This is a genomic window from Rhodococcus sp. DK176, assembly GCF_038447315.2.
Lineage (GTDB): Bacteria > Actinomycetota > Actinomycetes > Mycobacteriales > Mycobacteriaceae > Rhodococcus_F > Rhodococcus_F jostii_A.
Map to the genome: position 1 here is coordinate 98,669 of NZ_CP118322.2, position 14,104 is coordinate 112,772.

15 protein-coding genes and 2 pseudogenes are annotated in these 14,104 nt (G+C 65.7%); 8 read left to right on the forward strand and 9 right to left on the reverse strand.

The window, feature by feature from the left end; translation table 11 throughout:
• The first annotated feature begins 299 nt into the window (after positions 1 to 299).
• Entirely contained in the window at positions 300 to 476 is a 177-nt protein-coding gene (locus PSR88_RS37340) for a hypothetical protein (RefSeq protein WP_157234286.1), read from the forward strand.
• Positions 477 to 516: 40 nt separating this feature from the next.
• Here PSR88_RS37340 and PSR88_RS37345 read toward each other — a convergent pair whose 3' ends face one another.
• From PSR88_RS37345 to PSR88_RS37370, 6 genes are all read right to left on the reverse strand, one after another.
• Entirely contained in the window at positions 517 to 2,163 is a 1,647-nt protein-coding gene (locus tag PSR88_RS37345) for a flavin-containing monooxygenase (RefSeq protein ID WP_011599078.1), read from the reverse strand.
• 151 nt (positions 2,164 to 2,314) lie between these two features.
• Positions 2,315 to 3,460 (reverse strand): acyl-CoA dehydrogenase family protein, encoded by a 1,146-nt coding sequence (locus PSR88_RS37350; protein ID WP_011599079.1) that lies wholly within the window; start codon positions 3,458 to 3,460, stop codon positions 2,315 to 2,317.
• Between the two features lie 148 nt (positions 3,461 to 3,608).
• Entirely contained in the window at positions 3,609 to 4,259 is a 651-nt protein-coding gene (locus PSR88_RS37355; protein ID WP_083395504.1) for a helix-turn-helix domain-containing protein, read from the reverse strand.
• 21 nt (positions 4,260 to 4,280) lie between these two features.
• Positions 4,281 to 4,673: a sigma 54-interacting transcriptional regulator gene (locus tag PSR88_RS37360; RefSeq protein ID WP_143051356.1), complete on the reverse strand. Its 393-nt coding sequence runs from the start codon at positions 4,671 to 4,673 to the stop codon at positions 4,281 to 4,283.
• A 26-nt stretch (positions 4,674 to 4,699) separates the two neighbouring features.
• Positions 4,700 to 5,104 (reverse strand): hypothetical protein, encoded by a 405-nt coding sequence (locus PSR88_RS37365; RefSeq protein WP_083395506.1) that lies wholly within the window; start codon positions 5,102 to 5,104, stop codon positions 4,700 to 4,702.
• Between the two features lie 373 nt (positions 5,105 to 5,477).
• On the reverse strand, positions 5,478 to 7,106 hold the full coding sequence (locus PSR88_RS37370) for a long-chain fatty acid--CoA ligase (RefSeq protein WP_011599080.1): 1,629 nt from the start codon (positions 7,104 to 7,106) through the stop codon (positions 5,478 to 5,480).
• Between the two features lie 201 nt (positions 7,107 to 7,307).
• On the opposite strand from PSR88_RS37370, the gene PSR88_RS37375 reads away from it, so the two are divergent.
• The 5 genes from PSR88_RS37375 to PSR88_RS37395 all read left to right on the forward strand — a co-directional run bounded on the left by PSR88_RS37375 (position 7,308) and on the right by PSR88_RS37395 (position 11,178).
• The gene (locus PSR88_RS37375; protein WP_011599081.1) at positions 7,308 to 8,207 is read left to right on the forward strand and encodes an SMP-30/gluconolactonase/LRE family protein; all 900 of its coding nucleotides are present in this window, start codon (positions 7,308 to 7,310) and stop codon (positions 8,205 to 8,207) included.
• A gap of 2 nt (positions 8,208 to 8,209) precedes the next feature.
• Positions 8,210 to 9,184 (forward strand): NAD(P)H-dependent flavin oxidoreductase, encoded by a 975-nt coding sequence (locus tag PSR88_RS37380; protein WP_174705516.1) that lies wholly within the window; start codon positions 8,210 to 8,212, stop codon positions 9,182 to 9,184.
• Positions 9,185 to 9,204: 20 nt separating this feature from the next.
• On the forward strand, positions 9,205 to 10,089 hold the full coding sequence (locus PSR88_RS37385) for a crotonase/enoyl-CoA hydratase family protein (RefSeq protein ID WP_007298971.1): 885 nt from the start codon (positions 9,205 to 9,207) through the stop codon (positions 10,087 to 10,089).
• A gap of 439 nt (positions 10,090 to 10,528) precedes the next feature.
• On the forward strand, positions 10,529 to 10,909 hold the full coding sequence (locus tag PSR88_RS37390; RefSeq protein ID WP_011599083.1) for a hypothetical protein: 381 nt from the start codon (positions 10,529 to 10,531) through the stop codon (positions 10,907 to 10,909).
• Positions 10,879 to 11,178, forward strand: a complete 300-nt coding sequence (locus tag PSR88_RS37395) for a hypothetical protein (RefSeq protein ID WP_016885011.1) — start codon at positions 10,879 to 10,881, stop codon at positions 11,176 to 11,178. The genes PSR88_RS37390 and PSR88_RS37395 overlap by 31 nt, the downstream gene beginning before the upstream one ends.
• A 23-nt stretch (positions 11,179 to 11,201) precedes the next feature.
• Here the strand turns inward: PSR88_RS37395 and PSR88_RS37400 are convergent, their stop codons facing one another.
• Positions 11,202 to 11,693, reverse strand: coding sequence for an IS110 family transposase (locus tag PSR88_RS37400; protein ID WP_011599085.1), 492 nt, complete (start codon positions 11,691 to 11,693; stop codon positions 11,202 to 11,204).
• On the reverse strand, positions 11,683 to 12,084 hold the full coding sequence (locus tag PSR88_RS37405) for an IS110 family transposase (protein WP_237724236.1): 402 nt from the start codon (positions 12,082 to 12,084) through the stop codon (positions 11,683 to 11,685). The genes PSR88_RS37400 and PSR88_RS37405 overlap by 11 nt, the downstream gene beginning before the upstream one ends.
• A 40-nt stretch (positions 12,085 to 12,124) precedes the next feature.
• Between PSR88_RS37405 and PSR88_RS37410 the strand changes: the two genes are divergently transcribed.
• Positions 12,125 to 12,862, forward strand: a complete 738-nt coding sequence (locus PSR88_RS37410; RefSeq protein ID WP_011599087.1) for an MFS transporter — start codon at positions 12,125 to 12,127, stop codon at positions 12,860 to 12,862.
• Between the two features lie 157 nt (positions 12,863 to 13,019).
• Here PSR88_RS37410 and PSR88_RS37415 read toward each other — a convergent pair.
• Positions 13,020 to 13,435 (reverse strand): annotated as a pseudogene (locus tag PSR88_RS37415) (hypothetical protein); the annotation flags it as partial.
• Between the two features lie 9 nt (positions 13,436 to 13,444).
• Between PSR88_RS37415 and PSR88_RS37420 the strand changes: the two are divergent.
• A pseudogene (locus PSR88_RS37420) lies at positions 13,445 to 13,992 on the forward strand (hypothetical protein); the annotation flags it as partial.
• Positions 13,993 to 14,104 lie beyond the last annotated feature (112 nt).

Below are 14,104 nucleotides of genomic sequence, written 5' to 3' on the forward strand. Positions count from 1 at the left end.
TTCGCATTGACCCGATTTTCTCCCCACCGCGATCACTCGGATATTCCTGTGGCACACCACCGTCTAACAAAGTCCTACTGGGAAGGCACGCCGGGTCCCGCATGTGGTCGGCTACATCCCGAACCGGCCTGCCGGCAAACTAGTGGAATTGGATCGCTTCCACGACATCGCCGAACTGTTCTTCGACATCGTCGAAGGTGAAGAACAGGCCTGGATTTCCGAGCCCTGGACAACCTCCCTCGCTTCCGATGCGCATTACCTACTCGCCGTGGACAAGGGCGGTCCCCCATCGTCGACTCGTGGTCACGTCCGTCCGCGACGGCCGGCAGCTCGACTATCGTGTGGTCGCCTTCGGGGACAATCCCCAGAATCTTCCGGAGCGGACCGGTTCGGCATCGGTCCGACACCCGGCAGAGGCCGCGGCGATCCTCGTCGACCCGCCGCTCCCAACGCACGGTCGGGACGACGCCGCGTGAGCCACGGAGATGCACCGTGACCCACGCGCCCACACTTCGGTCAGTTCGTCTCGAAGGCGGCGTAGCCGTTGGCCTTGATCTTGTCCCACCGCGCGAAGTACTGGGGAACACCGCCCGAGTAGTTGAGCATCTGCGCAGGCTTACCGGGCACATTCGCGCCCCAGTACCACGAGCGGGCTTTCGTGAACATCGAGTTGACGAACAGTTCGTCGACGTGTGCACGCCACTGCTTCTCCGATTCTTCGGTGTTCTCGAATCGTGTAATGCCGTTGTCGCGCAGGTGCTGGAGGAACTCGACGACGATCTCACCTTGGTACTCGGCGGAGGTCGGGCCGTTGCAGAAGCCGGATGGACTCTGGGGGCCGTAGAGGAACATCATGTTCGGGAACCCGCGGGTGGACAGGCCCATGCAGGTGTCGACGCCGGACTTCCACTTGTCCTGGATACTCAATCCGTCGACGCCGGTGATGTCGATGGCCATGATGCCGCCGCTGTTGTTGTCGAAGCCCGTGGCCAGTACGAGCAGGTCGCATTCGATGACGCCGTCGTCGGTCTCGATCCCGTGGGGCAGCACCCGGCGGATCGGGGTCAGGTTGGAGTCGATTACCTCGACGTTGCTCTGGTTGATGACGTCGAAGTAGTCCTGCTCGAGGGAGGGGCGCTTGACGCCGTAGGGGTGCGGCGGTGTCTCGGGCGCCACGATCGCGGCCTTCTTCGGATCGGTGACCCGCTCGAGGACCTTGTTGCGCCAGAAGTCGTAGAACGTGCGGTTGGCGTCCTCGTCGACGAGGATGTCCTGGAAGTTTCCGAGCCACATCTCGAAACCACCCTCCGCCCACATCTTCTCGTAGATCGCGTCGCGTTCCTCCATGCTCAGGTCGGCGGCGTTCTGCGGCAGAAAGTCGAAGTCGAATCCAGCAAAGGCCTTGTAACGTGCCTCGAACCGCTCGGGCAGTCCCTTCCGGAACTGTTCGTTGTCGTCGTGCGTGAGTGCACGTTGTTGCATAGGAATCGCCAGGTTCGGGGTGCGTTGGAACACCGTGACGTGTTCGGCGACGTGACCGGCTTCCTGGACGACCTGCACGCCGCTGGACCCGGTGCCCATGACGACGACCTTGCGGCCCGTCATGTCGACGCCTTCCTGCGGCCAGCGAGCGGTGTGGTAGCAGTCGCCGGCGAACAAGTCGAGCCCCTCGAGGTTCGGATACAGCGGCTTGGCACCGAATCCGGTCGCGACGATCACCTGACGCGCATTCTGCACCTTGCCGTCCGCGGACCGCGCGGTCCACTGCCGGGTCTCCTCGTCCCATGTGCAGGACTCGGCGAAGGTGTCGAACACGACGTCGCGGGTGAGATCCAGTTGTGAGTCGACATATTCGAAGTAATTTCGGACTCCGTCGTGCCCTGGATACAGTTCAGCGAAGTCGTACTTCTTCCACAGGTCTTTGTGCGAGAACTGGTAGATCTGCCCTGTGCTGTCGGTGCGCGCGCCGGGATAGCAGTTCCACCACCAGATTCCGCCGAGTCCGCCAGCGGCGTCCCAGACCTTGGCGGTGAAGCCGAGGTCGCGAATCCGGTCCAGCGCATACAGGCCGGAGAAGCCTCCACCGATGATCAGGACGTCGAGCACGTCGTTGTTCGAGTGTTTGCCGGTGCGGGTGGCCGTGTCGGCCTGGGATGCCGTCATGTCGTTCCTCCTCGAGATTTCCCGGGACGTGTATTCCCGCCCGGACACTTAAGACGTTAGAAGCGATCGTGTGATGTGAAGTGTCCGAAATCGAATCACGGACACACGCCAGGTTGCATCCACATATTCAGTGCCAGAACGTTATCCGGGTTCAGAATCCGAGATCGCGGCCGATCAGTTCCTTCATGATCTCGTTCGAACCCGCCCAGATCCTCGAGACGCGCGCATCCCGCCACGCCCGCGCCACCCGGTACTCATTCATGTAGCCATAGCCACCGTGCAGCTGCACGCAGTGGTCAATCACCCGGTTCTGCACGTCGGCGGTCCACCACTTCGCCTTCGCCGCATCGACGGAGGTGAGCTCACCGGCCGCGTGCGCCGCGACGCACTGATCGACATACGCCTGCGTGACCTCGATCTGCGTCACCAGGTCGGCGATCAGGAACTTGTTGTGCTGGAAGGTTCCAATCGATTGGCCGAACGCCGTTCTCTCCCGGCAGTAGTCGACGGTCTCGACGAGGATCTGCGCAGCATGTGCGAGGTTGGAGACGGCACATCCCAATCGTTCCTGGGGTAGGAACGACATCATGTGAATGAACCCGCGATCGAGCTCACCGATCACGTGGGCGTCGGTGACCCGCACGTTGTCGAGGAACAATTCTGCGGTGTCCGCTTCGTCCTGGCCGACCTTGTCGAGTTTACGGCCACGCTCGAATCCGGGCAGGGACGTCTCAACGCCGAAGAGAGTGATGCCCTTGGCCTTCTTCTCCGGCGAGGTCCGCGCCGCGATCACCACCAGATCCGCCGAATACCCATTGGTGATGAACGTCTTCGCACCCGACAGCAACCAGCCGTCGCCGTCGCGAACTGCAGTGGTCTTGAGCGCAGCCAGGTCCGAACCTCCGGCGGGCTCGGTCATGCCGATTGCAGTGAGCACCTCACCCGAGCACACTCCCGGCAGCCACCGAACCTTCTGCTCGTCGGTGGTCAGCTGCACCAGATATGGCGCCACGACGTCACAGTGGATACTGACACTCGACGCCAGAGCTGCGTTGACCTTGGCCAACTCCTCGATGAGCACCGCGTTGAAGCGGTAGTCGCCCGCGTCGCCACCTGTGTACTCGGCCGGGACTTCGAGACCGAGCAGATCGTGTTTGCCGGCTTCGAGCCAGAAGTCCCGGGGCAGCGCTTTATCGGCCCGGATGTGCTCGGCGCGCGGTTCGAAATACCGCACCAGGAACTGACGGACGGAGTCCCGGTAGGCCTCGTGGTCGTCGCCGTAGACTGTGCGTTTCATCGTTGATCATCCCTTCGGGTCGGTCCGACGTCACCGCCTGATGAGGTGGCGCGAGGAGCCGGGTAACCGAGGGTCGCCCGTCCTGCGCCCATCGTGTCCGCTCCGAGCCGGACTGGGATGTCCCGATATGCGACAGGGGCTCCCGAGGTCAGGATCCGAAGCGTTCGTTCTCCAGACCGAGCGCGCGAATCTCGCGGTACAGCGTCGACCGCGCGACCCCGAGCCGATCTGCGGCGAGGGACTTGTTGCCGTCGGCTTCGTCGAGGGCACGCACGATCGTTTCCCGCTCGCTGCGTTCGAGGGAGGTGAGCTGTCGACCCGACCCGAGTGCGCGATAGTCGTCAGGGAGGTGCTCGAGTCTGATGTCGAACCCCATCGACCTCGAGACAGCCGTCGACAGCACGGCATCGAGCTCGCGGACGTTGCCCGGCCAGTGGTGGGCGATCAGCGCTCGATGCGCGGCCGGCTGCAGTTGCGGCGTGGGACGCTCTGGGAGCTGGGCGGTGAGGAGCTCCCGCGCGAGGTCGTCGAGGTCCTCGATCCGCTGCCGCAATGGCAGCACGGACACGCTCCGGCGCACGTGGGTGTCGAGCTGGTGGCCACCGCCCGGTGCGGTCGCGGTCGCAGTCGCGACCAGCGGCGCGGCCATCTCGGCGGCGGCGTCCAGCAGCCGGCGCGTGGGAGCGACCGCGTCGCCCGATACCTCGTCCACGTGCTCGACGATCCACGGGGCATTGTTTGACAGGCGTGCGCGCAGGTCCGCGACAGCGGTCGGAGTCAACGTGGAACCGTCGATCACGAAGACATCGCCACCGCGCCCCTACCGCTGCTGGATGTGCCGGGCGACATGCGACTTGCCGACCCCGGACTCGCCGGTCACCAGGACCGGACCCACCGTGCCCGCGATCTCGCCGATGCGGCTTTGCAGCCGGTACGTGGCCAGACTACGGCCGACGATCCGCCCCACGGGCTCGACGGAAGGACCCCGATGCGACGCGGGAGCTACGGCCGTCCGAGGGCGGAAGTGCGCGGAGGAAGCCATCGGACGCAGTTCGAGAATCGCACTGAGCGAATCTCCCGATTCGCCTACCCGACGGGCATGAACCCGCACGTCGATGCCCTCAGCGAAGCGCAGTGGGCCCTCCCATTCCTGCCTGGTGCCCAGGTGGCTGCTGATCCAGTCCCAGATCATCATCTGGTCGGTCGAGTTCATCAGCCGCGACGCCGTCGGAGTCGCGATCACGGTGTCGCGGCCATCGCCACCACCGCGGCGTTGCCGCGGCGCTTGCTGCGCATGTATTCGCGCAGCAGAACCTGCTCGCTTCTCGCGGACTGAGCGAAGAGCCGCTCTTCGACGTCCCGGACAGCGGAGAGGATCAGCGGGGCCATCAGGTCGCTGACCTGGTCGATGTTGCACGTGATGTCGAGGATGCCCGTTACCATGCGTGAGACCGGGTCGACGATCGGCGAGCCGACGCACACTAGCGACTGCAGGGACTCGAGCATGTGCTCGTCGCCGCGCACCCGGAAGGCTTTGCGTTCCTCGAGCGCGGTGCCGATGCCGTTGGTACCCGCGTACTGTTCGGAGAACATGAAACCCGGCGCGACCTGGGCGCGGTCGAGACGCCCGAGCAGGGATCTCACCCCCCGTGCGCCGGTCGACGATGGTGGCGTCCTGATCGGCCAACAGAATCGTCACCGGCACATCCGCGAGCTGCTCGGCCAACCGATCCACCACGGGGCGTGCAGCACGGACGAGCTTCGAGTCGGTGCGCGTGTCGTCGACGAACCGCAACCGAGAGCCGTCCGCCGCCGCCCCGATCGCACGGCACCGGCGCCACGACTGCTCGATCTCCGGCCGCAACCCCAATGGAGCACCCTCGTGCGCGTCGATGTCACGATCATCCACCAGCGCGCGGATCCAGTCGGTCACCACACATCACCATCTCGGAACACATCGCAGCCAGTACCCCCATTATGTAACCGAGGTCACATCAGCTGTGAGTGTCCCAGAACGCTACACCTCGACGCCCGCGCGCCACCGCTGCCGCATCCGCGCCTTGTCGAGCTTGCCCACCGACGTCTTGGGGACCTCGTCCACCCGCACGAACGTGTCCGGAAGCCAGAATTTCGGCAGGGTCGCCGCCAGATGCGCCCGCAGTCCGTCGTCGGAGACGTCGTCGGTCAGCCGGACCCACGCGACGGGGCGTTCCTGCCACGTCTCGTGCGGCACCGCGATGACAGCGGCCTCGAGCACGGCCGGGTGCAGCAGCAGCGTGTTCTCCAACTCGACGGAGGAGATCCACTCCCCGCCGCTCTTGATGAGGTCCTTGACCCGATCGCGGATCTCGACCTGACCGTCGGGGTGGATCACCGCGACGTCGCCGGTCCGCAACCAACCGTCGTCGAACGCGTCGCCGGTACGGTCGTCGTCGAGGTACGTGCCGGTCACCCACGGTGAGCGAGCTTCGAGCTCACCGGTGGTGAACCCGTTCCACGGTAGACTTCGCCCGTCCTCGTCGACGATGCGCACCTGGAACAGCGGCAGGGGCCGCCCCTGGCTCGCCGGGACGTGACTGAAGGTCCCCATCGGCGAGGTCTCGGTCATACCCCACCCGTTGACGGTCGAGACTCCGTGCGCGGCCCACCAGTTCACCAGCCCCGACGGCGGTACCTGACCGCCCAGCCACAGGGTGTGCACGCTCCCGAGGTCGTAGCGGGCGGGCTCGGCGTCGAACCGCTCGCGCATGAGCGCGGCAACGGCCGGTGCACCGACGACCACGTCCGGGGTCTGCTCCGTCGTGATCCGCAGCAGCTCGGCCGGCGAGGGGTGCGGCCCGGGAAGGACGAGACGGGCGCCCTGCAGCACCCCCGCGTGTGGAACACCCCAGCTGTGGACGTGGGACATCTGCGTGGCCAGCAGATACGAGCGTGACCCCTCGATCGCGACACCACCGGACGCACTGATCGCCAGGGCATGCAGCACGGTGCTGCGGTGGCTGTACACCACTCCCTTGGGCAACCCGGTGGTACCGGAAGTGAAGCAGATCGACGCAGCGGTGGTCTCGTCGAACTCCGGAAACTCCTCGATCGGTTCGGCATCGTGCAGGAGCCGATCAAACGACCACCACGTCACCGTCGCAGACAGTGCGCGATCGATGCCGTCGAGAGTGCCGAAAACGACCACGTGCCGGATGCGCGGCAGGCGCGGGAGGACTTCGGTGAGCACCGGCAGCAGGTCGGCGTCGATCAGGACCACCTCGTCCTCGGCCTTGTCCATCGTATAGGCGATGTGGTCGGGCGACACCCGGTGGTTGACAGTGTGCAGGATCGCCCCGGACGCCGGAACGGCATAGTAGGCAACCAGGTGTCCGAAGGTGTTCCACGCCAGCGTCGCAACCCTCGTCCCGAACCCGATTCCCAGGTCGTCGAACGCACCGGCGAACCGGCGGGTGGCCGCGCCGAGATCGCGGTAGGTGAACTCCCGGTCGCCGCGGCCGGCGTCGCATGAAACCCCGACCCGGTCGGCGAAGACGTTCTCGGCGTGCCACAGCAGCGAGCTGATCAGCAGTGGACGATCCATCATCGTGGCGAGCATGGCGGTATTCCTCCGGATCCGGTGGGTGAGCGTGCGACCAGCGTCCATGCCGAACCGCCCTGCAGACCGTCCGAATTCGCGACAGCACCCGGATCCACACGCCGCTCTGCAACGCACTGTTGCGTTGTGGGACACCCACACCACAGCGCACGTCGCGAGACTGGGCTCACACCACCCGTACGTGTCAATCGACCTTCGACGGATGGCACGGCACGTGGCACGAGCAGAACCCAGGAAAGAGGTACCGACATGTCCGATCCTCAGCTCACCGAGATCGCGGCGGGCTTCACCTACACCGAGGGACCCCGCTGGCATGAGGGCCGGCTGTGGTTCGTGGACTTCTACACCCACTCGGTCAACGTCGTGAACGCCGACGGATCCATCGAACGGGTCTGTACCGTCGACCACCAGCCCTCCGGTCTCGGCTGGCTCCCCGACGGACGCATGCTCGTCGTCTCGATGAAGGACCGCAAAATCCTCCGCAGAGAACCCGACGGCTCGCTCGTCGAACACGCCGACATCTCCGTCCACTGCCGCGGCTACGCCAACGACATGGTGGTCGCCGCGAACGGACAGGCATACGTCGGCGAATTCGGGTTCGACCTCATGGGCGGCGCCGACCACGAGCACGGCGTCGTCGTCCTCGTCGACACCGACGGCACCTCCCGCGTGGCCGCCGACGGGCTGTCCTTCCCGAACGGCATGTGCATCTCCCCGGACGGAAAGACGCTCTACGTCAACGAACTGTTCGGCAACCGCATCTCCAGGTTCGACATCGCAAGTGGCGGAACACTCGGCCACCGAGAAGATTTCGCCTCCTTCGGAGACCTCGGCGACGAACCGAACGTCGAGAAGCGGCTCGCGGCATGCACGATCGCCCCCGACGGCCAGGCCCTCGACGCCGAGGGCGCTATCTGGATCGCCGACTGCGTCAACCAACGCGCGGTCCGATTGGGTGAGGGCGGAGTCGTCCTCGACGAGGTGAGCACCGCACCGCTCGGCGTGTTCGCGGTCGCCCTCGGCGGAGACGACGGACGAACCCTGTTCCTCTCCGTCGCACCGGATTTCGACGAGGCCAAGCGCAGTGCCGCACGGGAGGCCAAGGTCTTCTCGACGACCGTCGACGTTCCGCACGCAGGAAGGCCGTGACCATGCTGAATACACGTTTCACCGAGATTTTCGGTGTCGAACACCCCGTTGTGTGCGGGGGTATGACCGGCGTGGGCACCGCGGAGCTGATCTCCGCCGTCGCCGAGGCCGGCGGACTCGGGTTCCTCACCGCATTGACCCAACCCACACCCGAAGCACTCACCGCCGAGATCGCCCGGTGCCGCGAGATGACCGACAAGTCGTTCGGCGTCAACCTCACTCTTCTCCCGACGGTCAATCCCGTCCCCTACGACGAGTACCGCGCTGCAATTATCGACAGCGGCATAACTATCGTCGAGACCGCCGGCAGCAATCCCCAGGAGCACGTCGCCGCGTTCAAGGCCGCAGGAATCAAGGTCATCCACAAGGCGGTGGCAGTTCGGCACGCCGTGAAGGCCCAATCAATGGGCGCCGACGCGGTGAGCATCGACGGGTTCGAGTGCGCCGGCCACCCCGGCAACGAGGACATCCCGGGGCTCATCCTCATCCCCGCCGCGGCCCGCGTCCTCGACATCCCGATCATCGCCAGCGGCGGGTTCGCCACCGGGGACGGGCTCGTAGCAGCACTCGCCCTCGGGGCTTCCGCGATCAATATGGGCACCCGGTTCGTCGCGAGCGACGAAGCGCCCGTGCATCCGAACGTCAAGGCCCAGATCGTCGCCAACGACGAACGCCAGACCATCCTCGTGTTCCGGGAGTTCCGCAACACCGCTCGTGTGGCCCGGAATTCGATTTCCGAGGAGATCGCAACCCTTTCGGCCCGGCCGGGCGCAGAATTCGCCGATGTCGCGCACCTCGCATCCGGGGTACGCGGACGCACCGAGGTGTTGCAGAACGGCGACATGGACGGCGGAATGTGGTGGGCTGGCCAGTCCCAGGGCCTCATCGAGACCGTCCTGCCCTGTAAGACGATCATCTCGGACATCGTGAGCGACGCCGAAGCCGCCATCCGCAGGATCGCCGCCGACCTCACCTGACATGTAGGCAAGGAACAATCATGGAATACACCACCATCCGCCACGAGATCGAGGACGGCATCCTCACTGTCGTGCTCGACCGTTCCGACCACCTCAACGCATTCACCGTCGAGATGGCCGACGAACTCGAGCACACCTTCGTGTCGGTGAACGATAACGACGAGGTCCGAGCGGTGATTGTCACCGGGGAGGGACGCGCGTTCTGCGCCGGCATGGACCTGTCGAGCGAAGGAAACGTGTTCGGTCTCGACGAGTCGAAGACGCCGTCCCTCGCCGACATGCACGATCTCGGCGACCCGGGGCTGCACCGAATCCGCGATACCGGTGGCCGTGTCACTCTTGCGATCCACGCCTGCCGGAAACCGGTGATCGCCGCGATCAACGGTGCGGCCGTCGGGATCGGAGCGACCATGACGTTGGCGATGGACGCGCGCCTGTTGTCGAACAGGGCGCGGTTCGGGCTGGTGTTCGGCAAACTCGGGATCGTGCCGGAAGCGTGCTCGACGTGGTTTCTGCCCCGGCTCGTCGGCATGCCCGCGGCACTCGATCTGGTGTACCGGGCCGACATCCTCGACGCCGACGCCGCACACGCAGTCGGGCTGGCGCAGGCCGTTTACGAACCCGATGCGCTGCTCGGTGCGGCACGAGCGCTGGCGGACGCGTGGACACGCGACCGGTCGCCGGTGTCGGTGGCACTCATGCGCCAGATGATGCTGCGCAATTCCGCAGCGCCGCACCCGGTAGAAGCTCATCGCGTCGATTCCCTGGCCATGTTCTACACCAGCATCGCCGACGGGGCCGACGGCGTGCGCGCCTTCCTCGACAAGCGCCCACCCAGCTTCCGTGGAAAGGCATCCGAGATGCCGCCGTTCTACCGGGAATGGGTCGATGCCCCAGTCCCGTGAACACCCCACACTGGCCAGCCGGACGGTGGGGATGATGCGATCGTGACGTTATGGGTGCACGCGGGCATCGCAGCATCGGAGGTCATCTGTTGCCACGGCGAAGCACCTCAGTGTGCTGACACTGCGCGGGCTCAAGACCCGATCCGGTTACGCCGATACGCGCCGACGAGCCGTACCGAATCGAAGCGCGCTGAGCGTGCCGCAGAAGCTCTGATCGAGGCGGCCCGTCGCGCGCACGCTCAGGCCGGAACACGCTCAGGCCGGAAACTGAACATGAGGCTCGATACTGGCGGCACTTGCAACGGCGCCCCCGTAAATCCAGGACGATATGTGCGTGCCCGGCTCCGGGTCGTGACATTTCCAGCCGCCTGCCGCCGCCACACCGAGGGCCCAGGTAGAAAAACCAGGTGTGGCGGAACGCTCGGATCAGGAGACCCCGATGCCACGACCATCATCATGGGTGAGGACGACGGCCTCCGCCCTCGGTGAGGAGCTGGCACGCATCGGTCTGACCGTCCCCACCGACCGACTCGAGGACCTGCTCACCGACCGAGTCGCCGCCGCCGTAGCCGAGCAGATGCACATCACCGAACGCACCGCCCGCCGGTACTTCGATCCTCACGCACTGCGCACCCTCGCCCGCGAACTGGCCCTGTGCATCAAGGAAGAGGCACCCGGCGCCGACCTGCTGACCCTGCCCCGCACCATCGCCATGCCCCTGCCCACCTCGGTGCGACGATCGCCGCCCTCGCCGGCACCAACAACGGTCCCGACAAGCCGGCACCAGCGATGGCACTGTTCTCCACCCTCGATGTCCTGACCCGAGACCACGACGGCGACCTCCCCACCGTCCGGCTGCCGAAACCGCTCCTCATGCGAACGGTCCGGCTCGTCGAGAACACCGCCGACCTCGTACACCGGGGCTGCACACTGCCACCAGACGTCGCCGAGGACGTCCGACCCGTTACCGTCTTCGTGGTCCCGTTCCGCGGGACTGCGGTCGCCATGTTCCGTATGACTTCTTGCCCCTGTCTCTCGAATGATCCGGGGGTGGTGTCGCCGAACCTGGTGGCGTCGATGGACCGCTGATAGGGATCCGATCAGCGTAGGAGTCAAGCGGCGGTGGGTTCGACTGGGTGGGCCGAGCCGGGGAACGCCTTCGATTCCTCGTAAGTTTGGCCGGTTCGAAGACAGTGGTAGAGCTGGCCCAGAAGTCGGTTGAAGAGATTGCGCAGTGCGGCGGCGTGCCGATCGCCCTGCGTTCGGCGTCGGTCGTAATGGTCGTTGATCGGGCCTGGTCGCGGGATCGCAGCGAAAGCCCATACGAAGCCCACGGCAGCGAGCCTGTTGTTCTTCACGTGCCGGTGAATCACGCAGATGCTGCGCCCAGACGCCCTGGTCACCGGTGCAGAGCCGGCGAAGGCCTTGAGCCCACGGGCATCGGCGAACCGGCCGCGGTCGTCACCGATCTCGGCCAGTACCCGGGCGCCGGTCGCCTCCCCCAGTCCCGGGAAGCTGGTGCTGACCCGGTGGTCCGGCTCTTGCCGAAACGCCTCGGACGCCGCCCCATTGAGGTCGTCGGCGTTCGCGCATTCAGTATTCAAGGTGCCGAGCAGGGCCCGAGCCTGCCGGCCGAGTGCCTGCTCGACCAGTGCCGGTTGCCGCAACTGCGGGCGGCGGAGCGCGCCGAAGGATGCGGGTGGCGGTGTCGTCGAGCCGACGGCGTCGGCCCGCCCGACGCAGCGCGGTGACGATGCGGGCCTTGGTCAACCGTGCGCCCTGCGCCGGGGTCGGTGTGATGGCGAGTATCGCGCGGGCGTCGGGCGTTGCGAGGTTGGTGTGCCCGCTGCCGGCGAATGCCGCCAGGAAGCCCGGGTAGTACTCGCGCAGGAGTGCCCGCAGCTCCTGCGTGGCCTTGGTTCGCCGCCAGATCGCATCCTGGGCGGCGCGCGCGAGGACCGCGATCGACCGCGCGAGGTCGCTGTCAGCAGGCAATTTTGCAAGTTGGTTCAAGCCCAAATAACTCGGCAAAGTCATGGGACTGTTCACCTCCGCCACCTCACTCGGCACCGTCATCGCCAACACCGTCGTCCCATGGATGATCAACCACTACAGCTGGCACGCCTCCTACCATCTTTTCGGTGCCATCTCGGTCGTGACCGCAGTCGCCTGCTATGTAATCATCCGACCGGGACCGGTCGTCAACCAACGCGCCACGAACCGTGACGGCAAACGCCCCTCCGCCTGGAAGACACTGACCACCAACCGTGACCTGATGCTGCTCTCACTCGCGGGGTTCGGCGGCTTCTGGGGCACATACGGATTCGTCACCTGGTCTGACGCCCTCCTCATCAAAGGACATGGAGTCTCCAGCACCACCGCCGGATTCATCGTGGCCATCTTCGCGGGCGTGGCGGTGTTCAGCAAGCCCCTCATCGGAATGCTCGGCGACAAAGTCGGCAGCGCCCGAAAGCCCGCAATCGTCATCCTCGCGCTGTTCGCCGTGATCCTGATCTTCTTCGGCACCCTGGACAACGTCCCGGCGCTCCTGATTGCGGCACCCGTCCTCGGCCTGGTCGGATACGGATACCTGCCGCTGATCGTCGCGATGATTCCGCGTCTGGTTTCGAGCGGGGTCACGGTACCGCCGCCGGCGCCTCCAACGCCTTCTGGCAGATCGCCAGCACTCTCGTCCCTCTCGCGATCGGCGCGGTCTTCTCCGCCACCGGCTCGTTCCTGGCGGCGTTCTCCGCCCTCGCCGTCGGACCGATGATCGGCGCAGTCGTCCTGTACTTCGTCGACGAGGACGGCGGAAGGATCACGGTCGCCGACCCGGCACCGGAACCTCCCGACACCACCACACACTGATACCCACTTCCCAACGACACGAAGGACTCCCGAGGGAGGCCGTCGTATTGTTGGTTGCAGCGCACTCGGGCGTGATCGTCGTTAGCCAGCGCGGCGGCAAGTTCGCGGGACTCGTCGCTGGTGACGGTGTGTCCGAGTTTCGCGAAATCCAAGGTGCGGACCCAGTAGTCATATCCCTCGTCGGCGTGTTGCGGAACATGACTCCGCCCAAGTCCCGGACGACCGCTGTCTTCGGTGTTCCGTCCGGACGCAGCACGCCCGCGCGCTTCATGATGTCCTGGGCCGTGACGTTCTCGAGCTTCTTGCTGGCTTCGGCCCCCAACTCGTTCGTCTCCCCGGACCGGTATCGGGACGCAGCGGAGCGGGACCGCCCGATCCTGGCAGCAACGACATCGACACCGCCCATGCGTTCGATCGCCGCACCTCGCTGCGCATGCCGGACGACGTCAGCGTGTGGAATGCGACCCTGCTGCGGCAAGCCTCGACGATGCGCCAACGCACCCGCGGTCCACGGCCGAACGCCGCGATCACCTACCTGGCGAGGATGCACCCACTCTGCTGCCGAGGCGTGCAGGTGACACCCTCGTCGTGTACACCTTCCGCGACGCGGTGCGCGCACGTGACCTCGCCGATTGCGCTCGCGTACTATGTCTAGGCCGGTGTCCGGGTCCTATCGTCGCCGAACCTGCACACAGACGTGATCGCCACCAGTAAGCGGTCGGTCATCGGCTCCGCGAATGCTTCCCACGGCTCGACCATCGCCGATGAGGCCGTGGTCATCACCGATGATCCTGACACCGCCGCCGACAACGTGGGTCTACCCGCCGGCAGACGTGGACTCAGACGCCATCGCGATCCCCCATACCCACAGAACCTTCGGCCACCTCCGGCTAGCCCGAACAGACATACAGCCGATTTCGTTGCGGACGCCGAGCACCAGCTCGCCGACCTCGCGCACCCCAATCCCCGAGTCACCACCGATCACGAAATCGTCTCCGCCAGCTGCGCGCCGCACTGCTCCAACTTTGGAACCTTCGAAATACTGCAACCATTACCCGTGTTGAGCAGTGGGAACGACATGTCCCCCAGCAGCGGCTCACCGACATCGCGCCCGGACCTGACCACCCCGCCGCTGCATCCTCGCATT

Coding starts and splice junctions, on each gene's coding strand:
- PSR88_RS37345 (WP_011599078.1), bottom strand. CDS start 2,163: ATGACGGCATCCCAGGCCGACACGGCCACCCGCACCGGCAAACACTCG.
- PSR88_RS37350 (WP_011599079.1), bottom strand. CDS start 3,460: ATGAAACGCACAGTCTACGGCGACGACCACGAGGCCTACCGGGACTCC.
- PSR88_RS37360 (WP_143051356.1), bottom strand. CDS start 4,673: ATGAACTCGACCGACCAGATGATGATCTGGGACTGGATCAGCAGCCAC.
- PSR88_RS37370 (WP_011599080.1), bottom strand. CDS start 7,106: ATGGACGCTGGTCGCACGCTCACCCACCGGATCCGGAGGAATACCGCC.
- PSR88_RS37375 (WP_011599081.1), top strand. CDS start 7,308: ATGTCCGATCCTCAGCTCACCGAGATCGCGGCGGGCTTCACCTACACC.
- PSR88_RS37380 (WP_174705516.1), top strand. CDS start 8,210: ATGCTGAATACACGTTTCACCGAGATTTTCGGTGTCGAACACCCCGTT.
- PSR88_RS37385 (WP_007298971.1), top strand. CDS start 9,205: ATGGAATACACCACCATCCGCCACGAGATCGAGGACGGCATCCTCACT.
- PSR88_RS37390 (WP_011599083.1), top strand. CDS start 10,529: ATGCCACGACCATCATCATGGGTGAGGACGACGGCCTCCGCCCTCGGT.
- PSR88_RS37395 (WP_016885011.1), top strand. CDS start 10,879: ATGGCACTGTTCTCCACCCTCGATGTCCTGACCCGAGACCACGACGGC.
- PSR88_RS37410 (WP_011599087.1), top strand. CDS start 12,125: ATGGGACTGTTCACCTCCGCCACCTCACTCGGCACCGTCATCGCCAAC.